Below are 23,791 nucleotides of genomic sequence, written 5' to 3' on the forward strand. Positions count from 1 at the left end.
ACGCTCATGACCCGGGCGCGCCCACTTGCCCCATTTTGCGCAAACCGTCAACAATACGGGCCAGCGCCATGCTCAGCGAGCCCTTGGCCAGAACGGTATCTCCATCCCGGACCAGTTCCGGCAGGCGGTCGGCCATCTCGGCGCTGGTCTCAAACCACAATCCCCGTTTTTCTGCGGGCAACGCCTGATGCAACGACTGCATCAGCGGGCCGATGCAATGGATCTGATCGACCTCGCCCATGGCAGGCAGGTCAGCCATACCGGCGTGCATGGCGATTTCCTGCGCGCCCAACTCCTTCATATCGCCCAGAAATGCGATCCGGCGGGAGCCGCGCGACGCGGCCAGTACATTCAGCGCCGCCTCCATCGAGGTGGGGTTGGCGTTATAGCTGTCGTCGAGCAGTTCGATATTACCGCCTTCAGCCAATGTGATCTGCTCGCGCACACCGCGCCCTTTGACAGGCGACCATTGCCCCAGTCCAGCGATCGCCTGATCCAGGTCCACACCCATTTCGACACAAGCTGCCAATGCGCCCAATGCGTTCATGGCAAAATGCAGACCAGCGGACCTGACGCCAAAACGGATCGTTTTGCCGCCCACCATTGCCGCCGCGGAAACCGAATCGACCTCCTGTGCCGCGCCTCCCAGAATGAAATCCTTCCCATCGCGGCCAAATTCGACTGTTTTCAGGCCGAGCTTCTGCGCACATTCCCGCAGGATGTGCGCGTGTTCGATGTCCGCATTGACGATGGCTGCGCCGCCTTCGGTCAGTCCCTCAAAAATCGCGGCCTTTTCCCGGGCGATAGCAGCTACCGACTCGAAGGCTTCGAGGTGAACCGCCGCCACAGTCGTCACCAGCGCCACATGCGGCTTTGCCCGCCGCGCCAGCGGCGCAATCTCGCCCGGGTGGTTCATGCCGATCTCGATCACCGCAAACTCGGTGTCGCGCGGCATCCGGGCCAGCGTCAACGGCACTCCCCAGTGGTTGTTGTAACTGGCGACGCTGGCATGGGTCCTGCCTTGCGTTTCCAGGATCGTAGCAAGCATTTCCTTGGTCGAGGTCTTGCCGACACTGCCGGTCACACCAACCACTTTCGCATTTGTCCGGGCGCGTGCGGCCTGCCCCAGCGCTTCGAGCCCCGCCTGAACATCGTCGACGATCAGCAATGGCGCGTCGCCTGGCACGCCATCGGGAATACGCGAGACCAGCGCTGCGCCTGCGCCCTTCTCAAGCGCCTGCGCCACAAAGTCGTGCCCGTCACGCGCGGCCTTCAGTGCGACAAACAGATCGCCCGGCTGGATGGTGCGGGTGTCGATGGACACGCCGTTTGCTTCCCAGTCAGAGGTCGCACGCCCGCCGGTTGCCGCGGCAGCCTCAGCCGCTGTCCAGAGCGTCATGCCACCCTCCCGTCCAGTGCGGCCACGGCGATACTGGCCTGTTCCGCATCGTCGAACGGCAAAACCTGATCGCCGACAATCTGGCCCGTCTCGTGCCCTTTGCCCGCAATCAGCAGCGCGTCACCCGGTTGCAGCGCGTCGATGCCACGCAGGATGGCTTCGGCGCGGTCACCCACTTCGGTGGCTTCCGGCGCGCCATCCATGACGGCGGCACGGATGGTAGCCGGATCTTCGCTGCGCGGATTGTCGTCGGTGACAAAGACGATGTCAGCGTGATCAGCCGCAGACCTGCCCATCAGCGGGCGCTTGGTGGCATCCCGGTCCCCGCCCGCGCCGACGATGGCGATCAGGCGACCCATGACATGCGGGCGCATCGCTTTCAGCGCCGTGGCGACCGCGTCAGGCGTGTGGGCGTAATCGACAAAGACCGCAGCCCCGTTTTCGCGGGTTGCGGCAAGCTGCATCCGCCCGCGAACCGTTGTCAGGTACGGCAGGGTTTCGAACACACGCTCGGGTTCATCCCCGGCCGCGATGACCAGCCCGGCGGCCAGCAGTACGTTTTCGGCCTGAAACCCCCCGATCAGGTTCAGGCGGGTCAGATGCGTTTTGCCCTGCCACGAAAACCGCAAATCCTGCCCGGTCGCGTCAAAGCGTTGGTTCATCAGGCAAAGGTCCGCATCGCCGAGCCCGACTGTCAGGACCGTCTGACCGCGCTGTTCGGCAATTCGGCGCACCTGGGCGCCCTTGGGATCGCTCAGATTGACGACGGCCGTTCCATCCTGCGGAAGAACCCGGTCGAACAGGCCCATTTTGGCGGTGAAATACGCCTCGAACGTTTCGTGGTAATCCAGATGATCCTGCGTGAAGTTCGAGAATCCGGCGGCCGCCAGGTGCACACCGTCCAGGCGGCGCTGCTCCAGTCCGTGCGAGGACGCCTCCATCGCGGCGTGGGTCACGCCATTCCCCGCTGCCGCCGCCAGACAGCGATGCAAGGTGATAGGTTCCGGCGTGGTGTGGGCCAGCGGCGCGGTCCATGCGCCTTCGACACCGGTGGTGCCGAGGTTCACGGCGGCGTGGCCAAGCTCGGTCCAGATCTGGCGGACAAACGTGGCAACCGAGGTTTTGCCGTTGGTCCCAGTGACGGCCACGATGGTTTGCGGCTGCGCGCCGAACCACAGGGCTGCGGCGCCTGCCAGCGCCTGACGCGGATCTTCGACAACAATCAGGGCCGCGTCCGATGCAGCCAGTTCGCTGGCCGCGATCTCAGCGCCTCTGGCATCGGTCAGGATGGCGGCGGCTCCCATGCGCAGAGCGAACTGGATGAATTCGCCCCCATGAACGCGTGTCCCGGGAAGCGCTGCGAAGAGAAAACCGTCTTTGACCTCGCGGCTGTCAACCGCCAGACCGGTGATGTCGGGATTCGCGCCGCCCCGCGCGGTCAGGGCCAGTTGGCTTAGTTTCTTTGACCTTGCGCCCATGACCCACCTCTTGTCCGACGGCCTAGTTCGAGGTCAGCGTTATAGCAGCGCGCGCCTCAGGCTCAAGCCGGGGTCTGAGGCCCAGCAAAGGTGCGACCCGGCCGATCAGTTCGGCAGCCACCGGGACGGCCGTCCAGCCTGCCGTGCGGCGTTTTTCGCCATAGGCCACGATCGACGGTTCATCGAGCGTGACGATCAGAACGTATTTCGGGTCGTAGGCCGGGAAGATCGTCGCAAAGGTGGCGATGACCTTGTCGTCATAGTAGCCCCCGCGAGGTTTTGGCTTGTCGGCGGTGCCGGTTTTGCCCGCGACATCATAGCCTGCAACTTCACCAAAGCTGGCGGTCCCGTCCGTCACGACCTTGCGCAACATCTTCTGGGCCTGCTGCGCCGCATTTTCCGACAGCACACGGGGCCCGTATTGCGGACCGTTCTTTCGCAGGATCGTGGGGCTGACATAGTGGCCGCCATTGGCGATCGACGCATACCCGGCCGCCAGATGCATGGGGCTGGTCGACAGGCCATGTCCGTATGAGATGGTCACGGTGCTCAATTCGCCCCATTTCTTGGGTTTCAGGGGCGCGCCACCTGCGGCCTCGACAATTTCGAACGGGGTGGGTTCGAACATGCCCAGCGATTCAAGGAAATCCTGTTGTCGCTGTGCGCCAATTTGCAGGGCCAGACGCCCGGTGCCCCGGTTCGAACTGTGGACGATCACGTCCGCCACGCTGATCTTGCCGTAGTTCTTGCCGTTGAATTCACCAATCGGAAAGCGCCCGATCTTCATCGGACCCGAGGTGTCGATGATGGTGTTTGAATTCACCAGCCCAAGCTGTACTGCCTGCGCGGCGGTGAATATCTTGAAGACCGATCCCAGTTCGTAGACGCCCTGAACATAACGGTTGAACAGCGGGCTGTCCGAGGGATCAAACCCCGAAGTCGGCGGGCGCGGACGGTCATTGGGATCAAAGGACGGCAGGGAGGCCGCCGAAATCACCTCGCCCGTGTGGGCATTCATCAGGACAGCCGAAGCACCTTTGGCATTCATGATCTTCATGCCGCCGTAAAGCACCTGTTCGACCGCGGCCTGAACGGTCAGGTCCAGCGACAGTTGCAGCGGCTTGTTTCCGTTGGCCGGATCGCGCAGATACTCGTCAAACTGTTTTTCAACACCGGCAACGCCAATCACCTCAGCCGCGCTGACGCCTTCGCGACCAAACCCTGACCCACCGAGGATATGCGCGGCCAGCCTGCCGTTCGGATACAGCCGCATCTCGCGCGGGCCGAACAGGATGCCGGGGTCGCCGATGTCGTGCACCGCCTGCTTTTGCTCGGGCGAGATACGTTTCTTGATCCACAGAAACTTGCGGTTGCCGGTGAAATCCTTGACCAGACGATCCTTGTCGAGATCGGGGAAGATGGCCACAAGCTGATCGGCGGCGGCAACCGGGTCGATCATCAGCGGGGGCTGGGCATAGACCGAATAAGTGTCCAGATTGGTCGCCAGAATGCGCCCGTCGCGGTCGACAATATTGGCGCGCTGCATGGCGATGGCCGCACCGGGGGCGCTGGCCAGTGGCTCCTGCGCTTCGGACGTGGCAAGCATTCCCATCCGCACGCCAACGACCGAAAAAGCGCAAAAGAAGAACAGGCCAAGCACCAGAAGACGCCCTTCGGCACGGGCGCGGGCGCGGTCTTTCATGCTCTCGTGACGTTGGCGAATGTTCTCGCGCTCGATGGCCTTGGGGTTTTCGCCCCGGGCGCGGGCGTCAAGGATGCGCGCCAGTGGGCGCAGAGGCGTGCGGGTCATGGAAACTGTACCTCGCCCAGCGCCTGAATGCTTGTGATGGCCTGCAGTTCGATCGGATCAACGATCGGCAGGTCGGGGTCTTCGGCATAGGCGATCTGGTCGGCGCGCCCGAACTGCTCGGCCCGCAGCGGCAGCAGACCAAGCCGTTCAAAGTTCAAATCCGCCAGTTCGCGCAGCCGGTCAGGTCGGTTCAGATAGGCCCATTCGGCGTTCAGCACGGCCAGCCGAACCTGCGCCATGCCAATTTCACGTTGCAGACCCTGCGTTTCCTTCAGCACCTGCTGGGTGCGGTAATTCTCCTGATAGGCCCACAACGCCAGTCCGAACACGGACAGAGCAGTCAACACATACAGAACACTCTTCATCTTGCCCTTCCCCCCAGTTGCGGCATGCCGATTGCACGGGCGTCAATTTCCCCTGCAGGCGCCTCGGTTCGCACAGCCACACGCAGCTTGGCCGAGCGTGCGCGCGGGTTTTCCTGCAATTCCTGATCATCCGGGCCGACGGCTTTGCGGGTTTTCAGGGTGAATTGCGGCTGTTCCTGTTCCATCTCGGGCGCATAGCGATTGGCGCGGCCCGTTTTCCCTGCGCGCGCCTGGAAGAACCGCTTGACCATCCGGTCCTCGATGGAATGGAACGTCACAACGGCCAGTTGCCCGCCCGGTTTCAGCGCGCGTTCGGCGGCCATGAGGCCCTGAAACAGTTCCTCGTATTCGGCGTTCACGGCAATGCGCAGCCCCTGAAAGCTGCGGGTCGCCGGGTGCGACTGCCCCGGTTTCGGGCGCGGCAGGCAGGATTCGATGATTTCAACCAGACGCAGGGTCGTTGTGATCGGCGCATCCGTCCGCGCCCGTGCAATCGCTTTGGCGATGCGGCGGCTGGCGCGTTCTTCGCCATAGTGAAACAGGATGTCGGCCAGTTGCGCCTCGGTTGCGGTATTCACCAGATCGGCGGCGCTTTCGCCATCCTGACTCATCCGCATGTCCAGTGGACCGTCCTTCATGAACGAAAATCCACGCTCGGCCTGATCCAGTTGCATGGACGAAACACCAAGATCCAGCACGACACCGTCCAGATCCTGAGCGTATTCATCCAGTTGCGAGAAAACGCCGGGCTGCATCACCAGTCGGTCGCCGTAGTCACCTGCCCATCCGGCTGCCATCTCAAAAGCCAGAGGATCGCGATCGACACCGATAACCTTGTCGGCGCCAGCCTCGAGCAGCGCACGCGTGTACCCGCCCGCACCAAAGGTTCCGTCCAGCCAAACGCCCGAGACGGGCGCAATGGCGGCCAGCAAAGGACGCAGCAAAACGGGGATATGGGGTTTGTCGGAAGGGGACCCGGCGCCGGCCATGCCGTTACGCGTCCCCGACGCCGTCTAGGAACTCCAGAGGATCGAAGTCCTCGGGCTGATCGTCCAGCCAGTCTTCGGCCGCGGCCAGTTCTTCGGTCTCGTAGGTTTCGGGCTTCCAGATCTGGAACGTGTCGCCGGCGGCGATAAAGAAGGCCTCGTTCTCAAGCCCGATCTTGTTGCGCAGCTTGGCCGGCAGGACCAGACGCCCGGTTTCGTCGACCGTTGTCGGGAAGGACTGGCCATGGAACATACGCTGCAGCATCTTGCGCTGCATCGACCCGCGCGGCAGTGCATTAATCTTTTCGTCGACCTCGTCGATCGCCTGCATTGTATAACATTCAAGGAACTTGCGGCGGTGATCCCCGTAGACAATCACCAGTTCGGGGGTATCTCCAGGTTGCCAGTTGGGGTCCGAAGCCTCTAGCACACGGCGAAACGAGGCCGGGATCGAAACCCTGCCCTTCGTATCCACCTTGTGGTGGCTTTCACCTCTGAACCTGCGCGCCAAGACGACTGTCCCTTTCGCTTGCGCCCCACTTGATCTTTACGTTCCCCCCTGATGAAAAACGGCGGGTTGATCTGCTGCCACTGATCAACCCGCCGCATTCGCCCGCTGTGCGGGGATGTCCAGCTGCGCGCGCCACCTGGGGGGATGTCTGCTCGCCCGCGCGCCGGATCTGTTAAGTGATGAAAGCGAGATGCCTGTATGAAACCTGATTATTTTTGGTCGGGGTCGTTTGGTGCCCCATCTGCCTCGTCCTCATCGGATGTATTAGGGATGACATGGGAAATCATGGAAATCAACAAGTTTTTTGGGCACTGGCGTATTCTGGACGCAATCCACACGCGAAAAATCAACATAAACTTGACCAATGGACACCATAAATAGGCGCTCTTTGACAACTGCACACAATATATCCACAGAATTTGCTCAGCCCAAATTGTCCCATGATTTCCCAGAAAATTCGAATCCTTCTTACATCGGTTGGCAAAAAATCGGTATTTTGCCGAACACCGCCTCGAATCAACCGTGTCGGATGGCGCAATTACCCCACACACATCGCAAGAACACCGGCAGCCCATGAATTCCCATCCGGAATACAAGGGCCCCTTAACATGTGAATGTGCATGCACCGAACGATCGGCCTCGACACCATTTCCATTCCTCCATCACGCCCATGCGCCGGACAGCTTCACCCAAAAGCACACCCGCCGAAGCCCCAAAGGTGACCCTACGGCACCCGCTACCCCTGGGCGCAACTGCCCCAACAATTTGATATCTATGCATTTGCTGCATAGCGGCATTGACGACGCCCGCTATTGTGCATCTGCAGCATTTGCCTATTTTCATCCTCAAGCAAACGCCGGAACACTTCGGCAAACGATCAAGTCAGAGGCATTGAAAATGGCAGTCGCAACCAACCACTCCGCGCTTGGCAATGCACCGGCAACCGGGCTGGTGGCACTGTTTGAAGCAGTAAAAACACGTTTTGTTCGCTATCGCCTGTACCGCCAGACACTCAACGAGCTGTCGGGCCTGTCGAACCGCGAACTGGCCGATCTGGGCCTGCAACGCTCGATGATCCGTCAACTGGCCCTGCAGGCCGCTGCGGATTACACCGCGCAGTAAGCGCACAACAGTTTAACGAGATCAGGTCCGTCCTCCTCCCTTTGGACCTGCATTTCGGCGGCGGCATCTCTCCTCCTCCCTGATGCTGCCGCCCCAAATACCGGCCCTGACAGCCGGGACATGACACATCGGGGCTCTCCTCCTCCCTACCCCGATGTTGAAAGCACGCGGCGACACTTATTCTCCTCCCTTGTGTCGCCGCGTCTTCCTCATACCGGGATCAGACCCGGGTTCGGATACATCGGGGCCTTCCTCCTCCCTGCCTCGATGTTGAAAAGAACGGCGGTTCCCCTTCCTCCTCCCTGGGAACCGCCGTTTTTTGTTTGCGCTTGTGTGTGTGTAAGGTGAAGCCGGAACCGAAGTTTCAGGAGTTTCCAATGGCTGCATATTTCATCGCCCAGATCACAATTCACGACCCAGACGGATACCAGAAATACCTTGAAGGGTTCATGCCGGTCTTTGACAGGCACGGAGGTCGCCTTCTGACAGTATCATCCAAACCAGTGGACGTGATCGAGGGCACCTGGGCTGAGGAAGGGATAGTCCTTATGGAGTTTCCGTCGATCGAAGCCGCAAAGGCATGGAAAGACGATCCCGACTACGTCGAACTGGCGAAAATCCGGCACAAGACCGCGACGGCAAACATGGTTCTGGTCGAAGGCCTTTAAAACGGAACGTCATCCTTGGCGGACAGAAAGCGCGAGACAACCTTCTTCATGCCCGCCTTGTCAAAATCGACCTCGACCTTGTCCCCTTCGATACCGATCACTGCGCCATAGCCGAATTTCTGGTGGAATACCCGTTCGCCCAGCGTGAAACTGGCCACCGCGGTCGCATCGATGACGGTGTTGCGGCTTTCGCGCGGTTGCGACATGCCATACTGACCCTGCCGCGCCTGCATCCGTTTCCAGCCGGGTGAGTTGTAGACGTTTGCTTCGGCGGCGCGGGTTTCGATCCCGGCCGTGGTCTGACCGCCACCGTAGAGACCCGGAGGCGTCAGAACCTCCACATGAACTTCGGGCAATTCATCGATAAATCGGGACGGCATCGAATTCTGCCACTGACCAAAAACGCGCCTGTTGGCGGCAAAGGAAATCGTGCAGACCTCCTCCGCGCGGGTGATGCCGACATAGGCCAGCCGCCGTTCTTCCTCGAGGCCTTTGAGGCCAGCCTCGTCCATCGACCGCTGCGAGGGGAACAACCCGTCCTCCCACCCCGGCAGGAACACGGCGGGAAATTCCAGACCTTTGGCGGCATGCAGGGTCATGATCGACACTTTCGCGCCATCCGATTCCTGTTCGTTGTCCATCACCAGGCTGACATGTTCCAGAAAGCCCTGCAGGTTTTCAAAGTTGTCCAGCTGATTGACCAGTTCCTTGAGGTTTTCCAACCGCCCCGGGGAATCTGGATTCTTGTCGTTCTGCCAGTGCGCCGTATAGCCGGATTCGTCGAGGATAATCTGCGCCAGTTCGATATGAGTATGTTCCGGTTCGCCAAAGCGTGTGGGAGCGGTGCCATCATCAATGACGGAATCGTCGTCAACCTCGATCCTGGGTCCCCGGGTCATTGCGTTCCAGCGGGCCAGCCCATCGACAAGCTGGCGCAAGGCCGCGCCGCCCTTGCCTTTGATCAGCCCTTGTTCCACCGCAATCCGCGCGCCTTCGACCAGAGAGACGCCATTCTGTCGGGCGGTCGCCTGAATCGTCTGCTGCGCCTTGTCGCCGAGGCCACGTTTGGGCGTATTCACGATCCGCTCGAACGCCAGATCGTCTTCGGGGCTGATGACCAGCCGGAAATAGGCCATGGCATCGCGGATCTCCATTCGCTCATAGAACCGCGGGCCGCCGATGACCTTGTAGGGCAATCCAATGGTCAGAAAACGGTCCTCGAAGGCACGCATCTGGTGGCTGGCGCGCACGAGAATGGCGATTTCATCAAGGGTCATCGGCCGCACGCCACGGGTGCCGCCCTGCATCGCGTCGATTTCCTCGCCAATCCAGCGCGCTTCTTCTTCGCCATCCCAGTGGCCGATCAGCCGGACCTTTTCGCCGTCCTGCTCGTCGGTCCAAAGCTCTTTGCCCAGGCGATTTTCATTGCCGCGAATGACATTCGACGCGGCGGCGAGGATATGCGGGGTCGAGCGGTAGTTCTGTTCAAGCCGGACGACATAGGCACCGGGGAAGTCTTTCTCGAACCGCAGAATGTTGCCCACCTCGGCCCCGCGCCAGCCATAGATCGACTGGTCATCATCGCCCACGCAACAGATGTTCTTGTGACCGCCCGCCAGCAACCGCAGCCACAAGTACTGGGCGATGTTGGTGTCCTGATACTCGTCCACCAGAATGTAACGGAACCACCGCTGGTATTGTTCCAGCACATCCGCATGTGTCTGAAAGATCGTGACCATGTGCAAAAGCAGATCACCGAAATCCACCGCGTTCAGCTCGCGCAGACGGGTCTGGTACTGGGCGTAAAGGTCGACGCCCTTGTGATTATAGGCTCCGGCATCAGCAGCGGGCACTTTGTCGGGTGTCAGTGCACGGTTTTTCCAGTCATCGATGATTCCCGCCAGCATCCGCGCAGGCCAGCGTTTGTCGTCGATATTGGCCGCCTGAACCAGTTGCTTGAGCAGGCGCAGCTGGTCGTCGCTGTCCAGAATCGTGAAGTTCGATTTCAGCCCCGCAAGTTCGGCGTGGCGACGCAGCAGCTTGACGCAAATCGAATGGAACGTGCCAAGCCAAGGCATCCCTTCGGCGGGCTGGCCGAGCAGGCGGCCGACACGCTCTTTCATTTCACGCGCAGCCTTGTTGGTGAATGTCACCGACAAGATCTCGTTGGGGCGCGCGCGACCGGTATTCAGCAGGTGCGCGATCCGGGTCGTGAGAGCCTTGGTCTTGCCGGTCCCTGCCCCGGCCAGCATCAGAACCGGACCGTCAAGCCGTTCAACCGCATCGCGCTGCGCCGGGTTGAGATCATCCAGATAAGGCACGGCACGCGCGGCCATTGCCTTTTGGGACAGCGATGCGCCCTCGAAGGCGTCCATTTCGTCAAAACTGCTCATGCCCCCAAACTACGCCGGATGCGGCCCGAGGGAAAGGGTTTGTTCACGGCTTGTTCACAAAGAAATCGCAGAAGATAATATACTGGTTTCCAGACAAAACCTTTGTGTACATCCGGCGTTCTTACCTTTCTGCAAAAGCTTGTTTCTGATGCCCGGTCCATTGCTGTGGGAGAGCATATGACGAAGCAGGCGACATGGGCAGTGCGAAGTTCGCGGCTGAAAATTGTAGGTGTTATGCTGATGCTCAGCGCCCTAACGGCGGCTGCGGGTTGGGGGATTTACGCCGTACCCGCGCGAAGGATGTCCAGCTCACCTTCAATACCACTGTCGAAGATAATTGGCAGGTCCGTCGATGCCTTGACCCGCGCAGAAAAAGTACGGCTGGCGGTTGAATCCGTTGCGGTCAGATATAGTGAAAAATCCCTGCCCCGCATTGCGACTTCGGTGGGGGTCGCCCATTACCCGGCGCATGGAACCATGCCACAAGATCTTCTGCGCGCAGCGGATGACACCCTCTATACAACCTAGGACCGGGCCCGAAATCAGGTGCAGATTGCCAACTCCGCGTCCTGCGGCGCAGACATCGGGGACAGCCGGGTTCGAAACAAGGGGGCCAAAATCAAACGGTCTTCCTCGACAGCCGCTTGAAAAACTTGCCGAATCGCGCGGCAAATCGGATCAATCCTCATGGACCTGCACAGCACATATCCCGGCATTGCCGATTTGAAACGCCTTGCGCGGCGTCGGTTGCCCCGCTTTGTCTGGGAATTTGTGGAAAGTGGCACCGGCGCTGAAACCCTGATCCGGCGCAACCGCGAAGCGCTTGACCGGGTTACACTGACCCCGTCGATCCTGCATGGCGAACTGGAGTTCGACACAGGAAAGAAGCTGCTGGATCACGACTGCGCCCTGCCGTTCGGTATCGCACCCATTGGAATGTCGGGGTTAGTCTGGCCGGATGCCGAAGGCATTCTGGCCCGCGCTGCGGCCACGGCCAACATTCCCTACACCTTGTCTACGGTCGCCAGCCAGATGCCCGAGGATCTGGCCGGCCACATCGGCGAAAACGCCTGGTTTCAATTGTATCCGCCACGGGATCCCGACATCCGCACCGATATGTTGGCCCGCGCGCGCGATGCGGGATTCCGGACGCTTGTGCTGACTGCGGATGTGCCGGTTGCATCTCGGCGCGAACGGCAAGTGCGGTCCGGGTTGACGCATCCGCCAAGGCTGACACCGCGCCTGCTGGCGCAGATTTCGCGATGCCCGGCCTGGGCTATGGGGATGCTGCGTAAGGGACCACCCAGAATGCGCACGCTCGAGAAGTATTCGGACAGCAGCCTCAACCTCCCTCCAACGGCACATATCGGGTATCTTCTGAGAACGTCGCCGGACATGGAGTACGTGTCCTGGCTGCGCGACAACTGGGATGGCGCGTTTGTCGTCAAAGGCGTCCTGCGGCCGGAAGATGCCGTTTCGCTGCAAAAGGCGGGCGTTGACGCCATATGGGTGTCGAATCACGGCGGCCGTCAGTTTGACGGCGCGCCCGCCAGTATCGACGCGTTACCGGCCATACGCGCAGCGACGGACCTGCCGACTATCTTTGACAGTGGTATTGAAGGTGGGCTGGACATCCTTCGCGCGCTGGCCCTTGGCGCGGATTTTGTCATGCTGGGGCGCGGGTTTCTCTTTGGTCTGGCGGCGTTAGGCGAACGCGGCCCCGCTCATGTCATCGACATCCTGCGGCAGGATCTGAAGGCCAATATGGGCCAGTTGGGCCTCGCAAGTTTACAAAATGTGACATCTGCAATCACAAATATTGATGCTGCATCGCAGCATGTGTAAGTAGATTGCGCCAACAGGCGGCGTTTGCGAGCGATAACATGCCGGTTCTACCCAGAACGACTGATATACGTGCGCGTATTGTCCGCCTATGAACACGGCCACACCATAAAGACCGGGACCTGACATGACCGACTTCAAAAAGATCCTGATCGCCAATCGCGGCGAGATTGCTATTCGCGTGATGCGCGCGGCCAACGAGATGGGCAAACGCACCGTTGCCGTCTTTGCCGAGGAGGACAAGCTTGGCCTGCATCGCTTTAAAGCGGATGAGGCATATCGCATTGGCGAGGGGATGGGGCCGGTTGCCGCTTATCTGAGCATAGACGAGATCATCCGTGTCGCCAAAGAATGCGGAGCGGATGCGATCCATCCGGGCTATGGCCTGCTATCTGAGAACCCGGACTTCGTGGATGCCTGCGTCCAGAACGGCATCACTTTCATCGGTCCCAAGGCCGAGACCATGCGCGCGCTTGGCGACAAGGCCAGTGCCCGTCGCGTCGCCATCGAGGCAGGAGTTCCGGTGATCCCCGCGACCGAGGTTTTGGGCGATGACATGGACGCGATCCGCAAGGAAGCCGCCGAGATCGGCTATCCGCTGATGCTCAAGGCGTCCTGGGGCGGCGGCGGGCGCGGTATGCGCCCGATCGAGTCCGAGGACGAACTGGAAGAGAAAGTCCTGGAAGGTCGTCGCGAAGCCGAAGCCGCATTCGGCAATGGCGAGGGCTATCTGGAAAAGATGATCACCCGCGCCCGTCACGTCGAAGTGCAGATTCTGGGCGACAAGCATGGCGAGATCTACCATCTCTACGAACGCGACTGTTCGGTCCAGCGCCGGAACCAGAAGGTCGTGGAACGCGCCCCCGCTCCTTATCTAAGCGAAGAACAGCGTGCCGAAATCTGTGAACTGGGCCGCAAGATCTGTGCCCATGTGAACTATGAATGCGCTGGCACCGTCGAATTCCTGATGGATATGGAAACCGGCAAGTTCTACTTCATCGAGGTCAACCCGCGCGTGCAGGTGGAACACACCGTCACCGAGGAAGTCACCGGCATCGACATCGTGCAGGCCCAGATCCTGATCGCCGAGGGCAAGACGCTGGCCGAGGCGACCGGGGCCGCCAGCCAGTCGGACGTTCAACTGAACGGCCACGCCCTGCAAACCCGGATCACAACCGAGGACCCGCAGAATAACTTCATCCCCGATTATGGCCGCATCACCGCCTATCGCTCGGCCACGGGTATGGGCATCCGTCTGGACGGCGGCACGGCCTATGCGGGCGGAGTGATCACGCGGTACTACGACTCGCTGCTGACCAAGGTGACCGCTTGGGCACCAACGCCGGACAAGGCGATCCATCGGATGGACCGCGCGCTGCGTGAATTCCGCATCCGCGGCGTCAGCACCAATATCGACTTTGTCATCAACCTGCTGAAGCACCCGACCTTCCTGTCGAACGAATACACCACCAAGTTCATCGACACGACGCCAGACCTGTTCCAGTTCAAACGCCGTCGGGATCGGGGCACCAAGGTTCTGACCTATATCGCGGACATTACCGTGAACGGACACCCCGAGACCAAGGATCGTCCCGAACCGCGCGCCGATCTGAAAGAGGCCAGGCCTCCTGCCCTGAAGGGTGAGCCCCAAATGGGCACCCGCAACCTGCTGGAGCAGAAGGGCCCGCAGGCCGTGGCCGACTGGATGAAAGCGCAGCGGCAGTTGCTGATCACCGACACCACCATGCGGGACGGCCACCAATCCCTGCTGGCGACCCGGATGCGGTCGATCGACATGATCAAGGTGGCGCCGGCCTATGCGGCGAACCTGCCGCAACTGTTCAGCGTTGAATGCTGGGGCGGCGCGACCTTTGACGTGGCCTATCGCTTTCTTCAGGAATGCCCGTGGCAGCGTCTGCGTGACCTGCGCGAGGCGATGCCGAACCTGATGACACAGATGCTTCTGCGCGGCGCGAACGGGGTCGGCTATACCAACTACCCCGACAACGTGGTGCAGGAGTTCGTGCGTCAGGCCTCGCAGAATATCGACGTCTTCCGCGTATTCGACTCGCTAAACTGGGTCGAGAACATGCGCGTGGCCATGGATGCGGTGGTTGAAAACGGCAAGATCTGTGAAGGCACCGTCTGCTATACCGGTGACATTCTGGACCCCGATCGCGCCAAGTACGACCTGAAATACTATGTCGGCATGGCGAAAGAGCTGCGCGACGCAGGTGCGCATATTCTGGGTCTGAAGGACATGGCAGGCCTGCTGAAACCGGCCTCGGCCAAAATCCTCATCCGTGCTCTGAAAGAAGAGGTCGGCTTGCCGATCCACTTCCACACTCATGATACTGCCGGAATCGCCAGCGCCACCATTCTGGCCGCGTCCGAGGCGGGCGTGGACGCGGTGGATTGCGCGATGGACAGCTTCAGTGGCAACACCAGCCAGGCGACGCTGGGCACCGTTGTCGAGGCGCTGCGCCATACCGAGCGTGACACCGGGCTGGACATCAAAGCCATCCGCGAGATCAGCGACTATTTCGAAGCCGTTCGCGGCCAGTACGCGGCCTTTGAATCCAGCCTGCAGGCCCCTGCATCGGAAGTGTACCTGCACGAGATGCCCGGCGGCCAGTTCACCAACCTCAAGGCGCAGGCGCGTTCGCTTGGGCTGGAGGAACGCTGGCACGAGGTGGCGCAGATGTATGCCGACGTGAACCAGATGTTCGGGGACATCGTTAAGGTGACGCCGTCCTCCAAGGTGGTCGGTGACATGGCGCTGATGATGGTCAGCCAGGGGCTGACCCGCGCCGACGTCGAAAGCCCCGAAACGGATGTGGCCTTCCCGGATTCTGTCGTCGACATGATGCGCGGAAATCTGGGTCAGCCTCCGGGCGGGTTCCCCGACACGATCATCAAGAAGGTCCTCAAGGACGAAGCGCCCAACACCCAGCGCCCGGGCAAGGACGTTCCCGCCGTGGATCTTGAGGCCACCCGCGCCGAACTGTCCAAGCAACTGGAAGGCAAAGAGGTCGATGACGAGGATCTGAACGGATACCTGATGTATCCCAAGGTCTTCCTGGACTACATGGGCCGCCACCGGGTTTACGGCCCGGTCCGCACCCTGCCCACGCGCACCTTCTTCTACGGCATGGAGCCCGGGGAAGAGATCACGGCGGAAATCGATCCGGGCAAAACGCTGGAAATCCGCTGTCAGGCGATTGGTGAAACCGACGAAAAGGGTGAGGTCAAAGTTTTCTTTGAACTCAATGGTCAGCCCCGTGTCATCCGGGTGCCGAACCGTCTGGTGACCTCGACCACGCAGGCCCGGCCCAAGGCCGAGGCGGGCAACCCCAACCATATCGGCGCACCGATGCCGGGCGTTGTCGCGACCGTTTCCGTCACCGCCGGTCAGGAGGTCAAGGAAGGCGACCTGCTGCTGACCATCGAAGCGATGAAGATGGAAACCGGCATCCATGCCGAACGCGATGCGGTGGTCAAAGCGGTTCACATTCAGCCCGGCGGCCAGATTGACGCAAAGGACCTTTTGGTCGAACTGGAATAAGCCGACAAACAGGTTAGTGTTAGCCGGGCCGCGCAGGACACTGCGCGGCCCTTTTTCATGCCCCTGCGGAGCCACGCCATGCTGACCATTACCCCGATCTACGCCGCGCTGATTGCCCTCCTGTTTCTCGCGCTCAGCCTTAACGTCATCCGGCAGCGGTTTATGGGGCAAATCTCGGTCGGCGACGGCGGAAACAAGGCGCTGATCAAGGCCATCCGCACGCATTCCAACTGCGTCGAATACGCGCCGTTCACGCTGTTGCTGATCGCCATGGCCGAAATTCAAGGTGCGGGGGGCGTTCTGGTCAACCTGATGGGTTTGGCGATTCTGTCCGGACGATTGCTGCATGCCTACGGATTCGGGCGTACACCTCAGATCGTGATTCTGCGCCGGACGGGAATGTTGCTGACATTTGCCGCCATTCTGGTCGCTGCGGTCACCAACCTCGTGCTGGCACTTTAGGATCAGCCAGCCAGCACCTCGACTTCAACCGGGCATGCAGGCTGCCATATCTGTTGGGCGGTCTGCCCTTTGTCGCCACCGGCCTGCGCCACGATGCCCGCCATGAACATCGAAACAACCAGCACCGAGAGTTTCAGGGTTTCTTTCGGGTTCATCTGTCACCTCCGCCGTTCTTTCCTGACGTGTTCAGACAGTTGAACGGATGGGGTCCGGATTTCCGTCGCCAGAAAAGAAATTTTGCGGAAGATGCGTTTTTCCTCTTGCAGCTTTGCGCCAGAATTTATACTTCACGCCTCACTCAACGGCGCGGGCGTAGCTCAGGGGTAGAGCATAACCTTGCCAAGGTTAGGGTCGGGCGTTCGAATCGCCTCGCCCGCTCCATTGAGAGGTCTTTGGACCACATATGTATCTGATGCGGGCGTAGCTCAGGGGTAGAGCATAACCTTGCCAAGGTTAGGGTCGGGCGTTCGAATCGCCTCGCCCGCTCCAGATACCAACCTCCCTTAAATTTCTGGTTCTTTGTTGTCTGCTGCGGCATTCTCGGGTCGCACGCAATCACGACGGAGATGCGCCATGCCAGAATACGTAATTCGCGCTCTGACAGCGGATGAGGTCCAGACGGCTGTTGGTTGGGCCGGCCGCGAAGGTTGGAACCCCGGCCTTCACGACGCGGTGTGTTTCCGCAGCTCCGATCCCGAAGGGTTCAAGGGCGGATTTCTGGATGGCAAGATGATCGCGTCGGCCTCGGCCGTGAATTACGACGACACCTACTCGTTTCTGGGCTTTTACATCGTCCTGCCCGAATATCGCGGATCGGGCTACGGGCTGCAGGTTGCCGAGGCCGTCAAGGCGCATTGCGAACATCGGAACATGGGCATGGATGGCGTCGTCGAACAGCAGGACAATTACCGGAAGTTCGGGTTCGAACTGGCTTATGACAACTACCGATTTTCGGGCACAGCGGGTGAAATCCTCAACGCCCTGGGCCGTTCCGGCCACGGTCAGGTTTCACTGATCGACACACTTACGGATGAGCTGAAGTCTTATGATCGGGGCCTGTTTCCTGCCCCGCGCGACACGTTCCTGCAGGCCTGGCTGGATGCACCCAACCATACCTCGCGGGTGTTTGAGGAAGGCGGCCGGATCAGAGGCTATGCAACGCTGCGCCGATGTTTGGCCGGGTACAAGGTAGGGCCATTGTTTGCGGACACAACCGAGATCGCGCAGGCGCTTTTGGTGTCGCTGCTGATGACGCTTCCGGCTGACAGGATGAATGCCGAGGTCTTTATCGACATGCCCAACCCCAACACGCAAGCGATGGCGATGGCGCAACAACTGGGGTTGACCAAAGTGTTCGAAACCGGCCGCATGTATTCCAGCCACGCGCCGGAAATAGATCTGCACCGTATCTATGGGATCACGACCTTCGAGCTGGGGTAACGTTCAGAACGCCTTGAACGTCATCGTGGTCAGGGATCGTTCGATATTGGGAATCACCAGCAGGTTTTCGTTGATGAAGTGCCCTACATCCTCGGTTTCGGGGATATAGAGTTTCAGGAGCAGGTCGTATTCGCCGCTGGTCGAGTAAAGCTCGGAATGGATTTCGCGCAGGGCGATTTCTTCGGCGACCTTGTAGGTGGAACCGGGTTTACAGCGGATCTGGATGAAAACGCAGGTGGACATGGGGTTGACCCTGTTTGTTGAGTTGCGCGCAGGCTGGCATGGGCCGCGCCCGGGCGCAATCCCCTGCAACAGTTTGGCGCGCATGTGATGCTTGGTCTGGATATGCCCGGCGATCCCCGTCTATAAGCGCGCTTGTATCAAAAGGAATTCGCCCATGCGCAGCGCAAAGATCAGCCGTCAGACCGCCGAGACCGAGATCACGGTCGAGGTCAATCTGGACGGCACCGGCCAGTATGAAAATCAGACCGGCGTTGGCTTCTTCGATCACATGCTGGACCAACTGGCGCGCCATTCGCTTATCGACATGACGATCCGCGCCAAGGGCGATTATCACATCGACGATCACCACACGGTCGAGGACACAGGCATCGCACTGGGTCAGGCGCTGACGCAGGCATTGGACGACAAGAAGGGTATCCGCCGCTATGGCGAGTGCCACCTGCCGATGGATGACGCTCAGGTGCGCTGTGCGCTGGATCTGTCGGGCCGTCCGTTCCTGATCTGGAACGTGGATTTGCCGACACCCAAGATCGGGACCTTCGACACCGAACTGGTGCGCGAGTTCTTTCAGGCGCTCAGCACCCATGGTGGTATCACCCTGCATATAGATCAGTTACACGGTTTCAACAGCCACCATATCGCCGAGGCGGCCTTCAAGGCGGTTGCCCGTGCCCTTCGGCTGGCGGTTGAGACCGACCCGCGCAAGGCCGATGCGATTCCGTCGACCAAAGGCGCATTGTAGATGCTGACTGCCATCATCGACTACGAAAGCGGCAATCTGCATTCCGCTGAAAAGGCGTTTCAGCGCATGGCACGTGAACTGGATGCGGGTGAGGTCGTCGTGACCTCGGACGCAGATGTTGTCGCGCGGGCTGATCGGCTGGTTCTGCCCGGCGATGGTGCGTTTCCAGCCTGTGCGGCCGAACTGCGCGGCCATAAGGGTATCTATGACGCGATGGTCGAAGCGGTCGAACAAAAGGGCCGCCCTTTTCTGGGTATCTGCGTCGGTATGCAGCTGATGGCCTCGAAAGGCCATGAATACCGTGAAACCGATGGTTTGGATTGGATCGCGGGCGACGTGGTTCGGATCGAGCCGTCAGACCATGCGTTGAAAGTACCACATATGGGCTGGAACGATCTGGTTCTGGAAAGCAGACACCCGGTGTTTGAAGGGGTGAAATCAGGTGATCACGCCTATTTCGTGCACTCCTACCATTTCCGCGTGACGGACCCGGCGCAGAGGTTAGCCTATGTGGATTACGGCCAAGAGGTCACGGCCGTGATTGGCCGTGACACGATGGTCGGGATGCAGTTCCACCCTGAGAAAAGTCAGGATGTCGGCCTGCGTATGATCGGAAATTTCCTGACCTGGGCTCCGTGACGGCCTATTGCACGCGTGTCCAGGTTTGCCCACGGCAGATCAGGCCACCGGCAACGCAACCTTTCACGGTCAGTTGGTTCTGGCTGTCCAGCGTCATTTTCGAGTTGTAGGTCTTGTCGCGGTCCGGCGCCCAGATCTTGCCGTTGTCATAGGCCCCGCCACCTTCCGGAACCATGTCCCAGATAATCTGTTTGCCCAAATTCTCGTAGTCCAGCTGCTCATCGCCGTTGGCGTCAAACGCCGTGTCGATGGTGCCGCAGACGGCACTGCCGCACGATCCGATGGAAACATGCAGATACCCGCCGGTGTCACCGGGCTGGGTCTTCCAGATGCCATCAACCGGATCGGCCGCATAAGCGCTGCTTGCCAAGGCGGCAAACCCTGCGGCCAGAACGAATTTCTTCATGATATCCTCCCTGTTTTGCAAGCAGTCTGGCGCGCCGGTCGCCATCGGGCAAGATTGACTTTGCGTCGCGTTGCATCCCCTGCCCTGTGTGTGCGATATCCCGCGCGGATAACATTGATATAGGGCCGCCCGACATGATCCTCTACCCCGCCATCGACCTAAAAGACGGCCAGGCCGTGCGCCTGCTGCGCGGTGAAATGGACAAGGCCACGGTGTTCAACGAAGACCCTGCCGCGCAAGCCCGCGCCTTCGTCGAAGCGGGTTGCGAGTGGCTGCATCTGGTCGATCTGAATGGCGCCTTTGCAGGGGAACCCGTCAATGCCGCTCCGGTCGAGGCGATTTTGAAGGCCTGTGATGTGCCCGCCCAACTGGGTGGCGGCATCCGTGACATGGCAACAATCGAAACATGGCTCGACAAGGGGCTCGCGCGCGTCATTCTGGGCACTGTCGCCGTCGAGAACCCCGATCTGGTGCGTCAAGCGGCACAAGAGTTCCCCGGCCAAGTAGCCGTCGGTATTGACGCACGCAATGGCATGGTCGCCACCAAGGGCTGGGCCGAAGAAACCGATGTGCAGGTCACGGATCTTGCCCGAAGCTTCGAGGATGCGGGTGTTGCCGCGATCATCTACACCGACATCAACCGCGACGGAGCGATGCAGGGCCCCAATATAGAGGCCACTGCGGCACTGGCGCGCGCCGTGTCGATCCCAGTCATCGCATCGGGCGGTGTCAGCTCGCTGGACGACCTGATCGCCTTGCGCGATTGCGGGGTCGAACTTAACGGCGCAATCTCCGGCCGGGCGCTCTATGACGGCGCGATCGATCTGAACGAGGCCATTCGCGCCCTGAGCTGACTACTGGGCGGCGACCGATGTCAGCTTGGCCAGCGCCCCGCGCATTTTCTCGATGACCGGGGATTTCTCGACCGCATCAAGTTCGTCCATGGTCTCTTTCGGGTCTTCATAGGCCAGCCAGACCTGCCCGTTTTCGTCCTCGTAGGCCTGCACTTTCAGCGGCAGAAACAGACCTGCGCGCGGGTCGGCCTGCATAGCAGGTGTGCCCACCGCCGGATTGCCGAAGATCAGCACCTGATTTGCCGGGATGGTCATACCCACCTTCTCGGCGCCCGCTGCGTGATCGACACGCGCGAAAACCGTGGCGCCCGCATTGCCGACTGCGGCCTCGAGCGCGTCCATCGCCTCGGACACGGATTTGGCTGTCTCTACTTTGATGATATCGTCAGCCATCGCGGCGACAGCTCCTGTGAATATGAATGTGGTCGTCAAAAAGAGGTTACGCATCTCATTGATCTCCGGATGAAATAAGGACCAGTTTTCACAGGTTCGAGAGATGTGGCAATCACAAGTCTGGCATCGGCGGGGCTTTGCCGGTAGAGGTGCGCCAACAAAGGACATGCCATGCTGAAAACACGGATCATTCCCTGCCTTGATGTTGCCGATGGCCGCGTGGTTAAGGGCGTCAATTTCGTCGGCTTGCGTGACGCGGGCGACCCGGTGGAATCGGCCAAGGCCTATGATGCCGCCGGCGCGGACGAAATCTGCTTTCTGGATATTCACGCCACCCATGAAAACCGGGGCACCATGTTCGATGTGGTGCAGCGCACGGCGGAACAGTGTTTTGTTCCGCTGACGGTGGGCGGTGGTGTCCGCACCAGGGAAGATGTCCGCGCGCTGCTGCTGGCAGGTGCCGACAAGGTCAGTTTCAACTCGGCCGCCGTGGCGAACCCGGATGTTGTGGCCGAGGCCGCCGATCAGTTCGGCAGCCAGTGCATCGTGGTCGCCATCGATGCCAAAACCGTCAGTCCCGGTAAGTGGGAGATCTTTACCCACGGGGGGCGCAAACCAACCGGCATTGACGCGGTCGAGTTTGCAAGAACCGTGGTCGCCAAGGGCGCAGGGGAAATCCTGCTGACTTCGATGGATCGTGACGGCACCAAATCCGGGTTCAACCTGCCCCTGACCCGCGCGATCTCGGACGCGGTGGATGTACCGGTGATCGCATCGGGCGGGGTCGGCAATCTGGATCATCTGGTCGAAGGCGTGACCGAAGGCGGTGCCAGCGCGGTATTGGCGGCTTCGATCTTCCATTTCGGCGAATACACCATCCGCGAGGCCAAGGAACACATGGCCGCCGCAGGCATCCCGATGAGGCTGACATGAGCATCCTGCACGAACTGGCCGCAACCATCGAAGCGCGCAAAGAAACCGACCCCGAGTTGAGCTGGACCGCCAAACTGCTTGCCAAGGGCCCCGAAAAGTGTGCCGAGAAGTTCGGCGAAGAAGCCGTCGAGGCCATCATCGAAGCCATCAAGGGTGATCGCGCCGGGCTGACGTCCGAGGCGGCTGATGTGCTGTATCACCTGCTGGTGATGCTGGCCGCCCGTGATGTGGCGCTGGATGACGTTCTGAACGAGCTTGCCCGGCGTCAGGGCATCAGCGGCATTGCCGAAAAAGCGGCGCGTCCCAAGGGCTAAGCGTGGGTTTCGTGCGCTGCTCCTGCCCGCTATAGTGCTGTGTCAGGGTGCCACGGATCAGGGAACGCGCGCGATGATCAGAGCATTGTTGTTTGTGGCGACGCTTGCCATCCTGGCGGCCTGTTCTGCGCCGCCCCGTTCCACCGGGGACGAGGTTCAAAGGCTGGCAGCGAAAATCCAAAGCCTCGGACCCGATATCGACCCCGCAGAAGCGCAGCGCGCGGCGCGGGTCGCCTTCAGCTACACCGCGCAGTTGGTCGAGGAATATGAGATCACCGACCCGCCGCTGATCCATAACGCAAAGGTCAATAAGGGCCTGCGTCCGCGCGGATTGTGCTGGCACTGGGCCGAAGACATTGAACGGCGCCTAAAACAGGAAGAGTTCGAAACACTGACCCTGCACCGCGCCATCGCCAATGCCGACAACCCGTTCCGAATCGACCACTCGACCGCCATTATCAGCCGACGCGGAGAAACCATGTACGAAGGGATCGTACTGGACCCGTGGCGGTATGGTGGAGTGCTGTATTGGGGACCTTTGGTCGAGGACACACGTTACGAGTGGGTCCCGCGCGATCAGGTTCTGGAAAAGCGGCGTCTGGAACAGGTTGCCCGGCTGAAAACGGCAGGCGGCGGCTGACGGTCACAGCTTTGACGATATGATCCCGGTGGCAAACCCGCCCATGCGCAATTCCCCGAAAAGCCGCTGATATTCGATTTTCGGGCATCGGTTCATGACCACATCGACACCTCTGGCCTGTGCAACTGCTGCCGCGCCTTCATTTTCGACACCGATCTGCATCCAGACTGTCCTGAGCTTTGGAAAAGCCTGCAAAGCTTTGTCCACAATCGGTGGCACGGCTTCGGATCTGCGAAATATGTCCACCATGTCGACAGTTTCGGAAATATCCGACAGCGACGCATGAACAGTCTGACCGAACAATTGCTTCCCAGCATGTCCCGGATTGACCGGAATGACCCTGTATCCTTTCAGCGAAAGGTATCGCGCCACGTAATAGCTGGGCCGCACCGGGTTCATCGACACCCCAACGACCGCCACAACTTTGGTGCGTTGCAGGATGCCTTTCAGGAACTCATCGGAATAATCTGACATGAGGGCACCCTAATCGCTGCGTTCAAAAGAAAAAAGCGCCCAGGTCGGACCTGAGCGCCAGTTGTTGGAACGAGGGACAGTGAAATGACCCGCGGCAGTTCCGTTCCGCGGT

Annotated in this window: 25 protein-coding genes and 2 tRNA genes; 15 read left to right on the forward strand and 12 right to left on the reverse strand. The window is 60.3% G+C overall.

Translation table 11 applies throughout. The features are described from left to right. Positions 1 to 4: 4 nt before the first annotated feature. Genes ACR1XU_RS12795 through mraZ form a run of 6 tightly spaced genes read right to left on the reverse strand, consistent with a single transcriptional unit; the run spans position 5 to position 6,549 of the window. Entirely contained in the window at positions 5 to 1,399 is a 1,395-nt protein-coding gene (locus tag ACR1XU_RS12795; RefSeq protein WP_480908054.1) for a UDP-N-acetylmuramoyl-tripeptide--D-alanyl-D-alanine ligase, read from the reverse strand. Next, entirely contained in the window at positions 1,396 to 2,877 is a 1,482-nt protein-coding gene (locus ACR1XU_RS12800; protein ID WP_480908052.1) for a UDP-N-acetylmuramoyl-L-alanyl-D-glutamate--2,6-diaminopimelate ligase, read from the reverse strand. Before ACR1XU_RS12800 ends, ACR1XU_RS12795 begins: the two co-directional genes overlap by 4 nt. Before the next feature lie 22 nt (positions 2,878 to 2,899). Next, positions 2,900 to 4,687 carry a peptidoglycan D,D-transpeptidase FtsI family protein gene (locus ACR1XU_RS12805; RefSeq protein WP_480908050.1) on the reverse strand — a complete coding sequence of 596 codons (1,788 nt, stop codon included), beginning with the start codon at positions 4,685 to 4,687 and terminating at the stop codon, positions 2,900 to 2,902. Beyond that, complete coding sequence (ftsL, locus tag ACR1XU_RS12810; protein ID WP_170615212.1) at positions 4,684 to 5,052, reverse strand: cell division protein FtsL; 369 nt, start codon at positions 5,050 to 5,052, stop codon at positions 4,684 to 4,686. Before ftsL ends, ACR1XU_RS12805 begins: the two co-directional genes overlap by 4 nt. Next, entirely contained in the window at positions 5,049 to 6,041 is a 993-nt protein-coding gene (rsmH, locus tag ACR1XU_RS12815; protein ID WP_480908048.1) for a 16S rRNA (cytosine(1402)-N(4))-methyltransferase RsmH, read from the reverse strand. The genes ftsL and rsmH overlap by 4 nt, the downstream gene beginning before the upstream one ends. Before the next feature lie 4 nt (positions 6,042 to 6,045). After that, complete coding sequence (gene mraZ / locus ACR1XU_RS12820) at positions 6,046 to 6,549, reverse strand: division/cell wall cluster transcriptional repressor MraZ (RefSeq protein ID WP_170677960.1); 504 nt, start codon at positions 6,547 to 6,549, stop codon at positions 6,046 to 6,048. 897 nt (positions 6,550 to 7,446) lie between these two features. Between mraZ and ACR1XU_RS12825 the strand changes: the two genes are divergently transcribed. After that, a complete protein-coding gene (locus ACR1XU_RS12825; protein WP_170615206.1) occupies positions 7,447 to 7,671 on the forward strand; it encodes a DUF1127 domain-containing protein in 225 nt (74 codons plus the stop codon). A 377-nt stretch (positions 7,672 to 8,048) separates the two neighbouring features. Next, positions 8,049 to 8,339, forward strand: coding sequence for a DUF1330 domain-containing protein (locus ACR1XU_RS12830; protein ID WP_170806611.1), 291 nt, complete (start codon positions 8,049 to 8,051; stop codon positions 8,337 to 8,339). Here ACR1XU_RS12830 and ACR1XU_RS12835 read toward each other — a convergent pair. Then, positions 8,336 to 10,732 carry an ATP-dependent helicase gene (locus ACR1XU_RS12835; RefSeq protein WP_480908045.1) on the reverse strand — a complete coding sequence of 799 codons (2,397 nt, stop codon included), beginning with the start codon at positions 10,730 to 10,732 and terminating at the stop codon, positions 8,336 to 8,338. The genes ACR1XU_RS12830 and ACR1XU_RS12835 overlap by 4 nt on opposite strands. A 177-nt stretch (positions 10,733 to 10,909) precedes the next feature. Here ACR1XU_RS12835 and ACR1XU_RS12840 point away from each other — a divergent pair, with 177 nt between their 5' ends. The 4 genes from ACR1XU_RS12840 to ACR1XU_RS12855 all read left to right on the forward strand — a co-directional run bounded on the left by ACR1XU_RS12840 (position 10,910) and on the right by ACR1XU_RS12855 (position 16,601). Further along, positions 10,910 to 11,260 carry a GGDEF domain-containing protein gene (locus tag ACR1XU_RS12840; RefSeq protein ID WP_480908043.1) on the forward strand — a complete coding sequence of 117 codons (351 nt, stop codon included), beginning with the start codon at positions 10,910 to 10,912 and terminating at the stop codon, positions 11,258 to 11,260. A gap of 159 nt (positions 11,261 to 11,419) precedes the next feature. Continuing rightward, positions 11,420 to 12,577, forward strand: a complete 1,158-nt coding sequence (locus ACR1XU_RS12845) for an alpha-hydroxy acid oxidase (protein WP_480908041.1) — start codon at positions 11,420 to 11,422, stop codon at positions 12,575 to 12,577. A gap of 124 nt (positions 12,578 to 12,701) precedes the next feature. Beyond that, complete coding sequence (locus ACR1XU_RS12850; protein ID WP_480908039.1) at positions 12,702 to 16,139, forward strand: pyruvate carboxylase; 3,438 nt, start codon at positions 12,702 to 12,704, stop codon at positions 16,137 to 16,139. A gap of 78 nt (positions 16,140 to 16,217) precedes the next feature. Beyond that, on the forward strand, positions 16,218 to 16,601 hold the full coding sequence (locus ACR1XU_RS12855; protein WP_170615194.1) for an MAPEG family protein: 384 nt from the start codon (positions 16,218 to 16,220) through the stop codon (positions 16,599 to 16,601). Between the two features lie 2 nt (positions 16,602 to 16,603). Here the strand turns inward: ACR1XU_RS12855 and ACR1XU_RS12860 are convergent, their stop codons facing one another. Further along, entirely contained in the window at positions 16,604 to 16,756 is a 153-nt protein-coding gene (locus ACR1XU_RS12860) for a hypothetical protein (protein WP_321254170.1), read from the reverse strand. A 151-nt stretch (positions 16,757 to 16,907) separates the two neighbouring features. Here ACR1XU_RS12860 and ACR1XU_RS12865 point away from each other — a divergent pair. The 3 genes from ACR1XU_RS12865 (at position 16,908) to ACR1XU_RS12875 (ending at position 18,041) form a co-directional block, all read left to right on the forward strand. Beyond that, positions 16,908 to 16,982 (forward strand) — tRNA-Gly (locus tag ACR1XU_RS12865). Positions 16,983 to 17,015: 33 nt separating this feature from the next. Next, positions 17,016 to 17,090 (forward strand) — tRNA-Gly (locus ACR1XU_RS12870). A gap of 84 nt (positions 17,091 to 17,174) precedes the next feature. Further along, complete coding sequence (locus tag ACR1XU_RS12875; protein ID WP_480908036.1) at positions 17,175 to 18,041, forward strand: GNAT family N-acetyltransferase; 867 nt, start codon at positions 17,175 to 17,177, stop codon at positions 18,039 to 18,041. A gap of 3 nt (positions 18,042 to 18,044) precedes the next feature. Here the strand turns inward: ACR1XU_RS12875 and ACR1XU_RS12880 are convergent, their stop codons facing one another. Then, a complete protein-coding gene (locus ACR1XU_RS12880; protein ID WP_170615187.1) occupies positions 18,045 to 18,284 on the reverse strand; it encodes an Lrp/AsnC ligand binding domain-containing protein in 240 nt (79 codons plus the stop codon). A gap of 154 nt (positions 18,285 to 18,438) precedes the next feature. On the opposite strand from ACR1XU_RS12880, the gene hisB reads away from it, so the two are divergent. Further along, on the forward strand, positions 18,439 to 19,026 hold the full coding sequence (hisB, locus tag ACR1XU_RS12885) for an imidazoleglycerol-phosphate dehydratase HisB (protein ID WP_170619696.1): 588 nt from the start codon (positions 18,439 to 18,441) through the stop codon (positions 19,024 to 19,026). Next, positions 19,027 to 19,665, forward strand: a complete 639-nt coding sequence (gene hisH, locus ACR1XU_RS12890) for an imidazole glycerol phosphate synthase subunit HisH (RefSeq protein WP_170817077.1) — start codon at positions 19,027 to 19,029, stop codon at positions 19,663 to 19,665. Between the two features lie 4 nt (positions 19,666 to 19,669). Here the strand turns inward: hisH and ACR1XU_RS12895 are convergent, their stop codons facing one another. Continuing rightward, on the reverse strand, positions 19,670 to 20,071 hold the full coding sequence (locus ACR1XU_RS12895) for a DUF2147 domain-containing protein (protein WP_170615181.1): 402 nt from the start codon (positions 20,069 to 20,071) through the stop codon (positions 19,670 to 19,672). A 134-nt stretch (positions 20,072 to 20,205) separates the two neighbouring features. On the opposite strand from ACR1XU_RS12895, the gene hisA reads away from it, so the two are divergent. Further along, entirely contained in the window at positions 20,206 to 20,925 is a 720-nt protein-coding gene (hisA, locus tag ACR1XU_RS12900; RefSeq protein WP_480812241.1) for a 1-(5-phosphoribosyl)-5-[(5-phosphoribosylamino)methylideneamino]imidazole-4-carboxamide isomerase, read from the forward strand. On the opposite strand, the gene ACR1XU_RS12905 is transcribed toward hisA, so the two are convergent. Next, entirely contained in the window at positions 20,926 to 21,372 is a 447-nt protein-coding gene (locus tag ACR1XU_RS12905) for a DUF302 domain-containing protein (protein WP_480915615.1), read from the reverse strand. Positions 21,373 to 21,489: 117 nt separating this feature from the next. On the opposite strand from ACR1XU_RS12905, the gene hisF reads away from it, so the two are divergent. The 3 genes from hisF to ACR1XU_RS12920 all read left to right on the forward strand — a co-directional run bounded on the left by hisF (position 21,490) and on the right by ACR1XU_RS12920 (position 23,205). Then, positions 21,490 to 22,251, forward strand: coding sequence for an imidazole glycerol phosphate synthase subunit HisF (gene hisF / locus ACR1XU_RS12910; RefSeq protein ID WP_170615177.1), 762 nt, complete (start codon positions 21,490 to 21,492; stop codon positions 22,249 to 22,251). Next, positions 22,248 to 22,565, forward strand: a complete 318-nt coding sequence (locus ACR1XU_RS12915; protein ID WP_480908032.1) for a phosphoribosyl-ATP diphosphatase — start codon at positions 22,248 to 22,250, stop codon at positions 22,563 to 22,565. Before hisF ends, ACR1XU_RS12915 begins: the two co-directional genes overlap by 4 nt. Positions 22,566 to 22,638: 73 nt before the next feature. Further along, positions 22,639 to 23,205: a hypothetical protein gene (locus ACR1XU_RS12920; RefSeq protein ID WP_480908030.1), complete on the forward strand. Its 567-nt coding sequence runs from the start codon at positions 22,639 to 22,641 to the stop codon at positions 23,203 to 23,205. A gap of 3 nt (positions 23,206 to 23,208) precedes the next feature. Here ACR1XU_RS12920 and ACR1XU_RS12925 read toward each other — a convergent pair whose 3' ends face one another. Continuing rightward, positions 23,209 to 23,679: a CoA-binding protein gene (locus ACR1XU_RS12925; protein ID WP_480908028.1), complete on the reverse strand. Its 471-nt coding sequence runs from the start codon at positions 23,677 to 23,679 to the stop codon at positions 23,209 to 23,211. Between the last annotated feature and the right edge of the window lie 112 nt (positions 23,680 to 23,791).

It is taken from the genome of Ruegeria sp. D1(2025) (assembly GCF_056536425.1).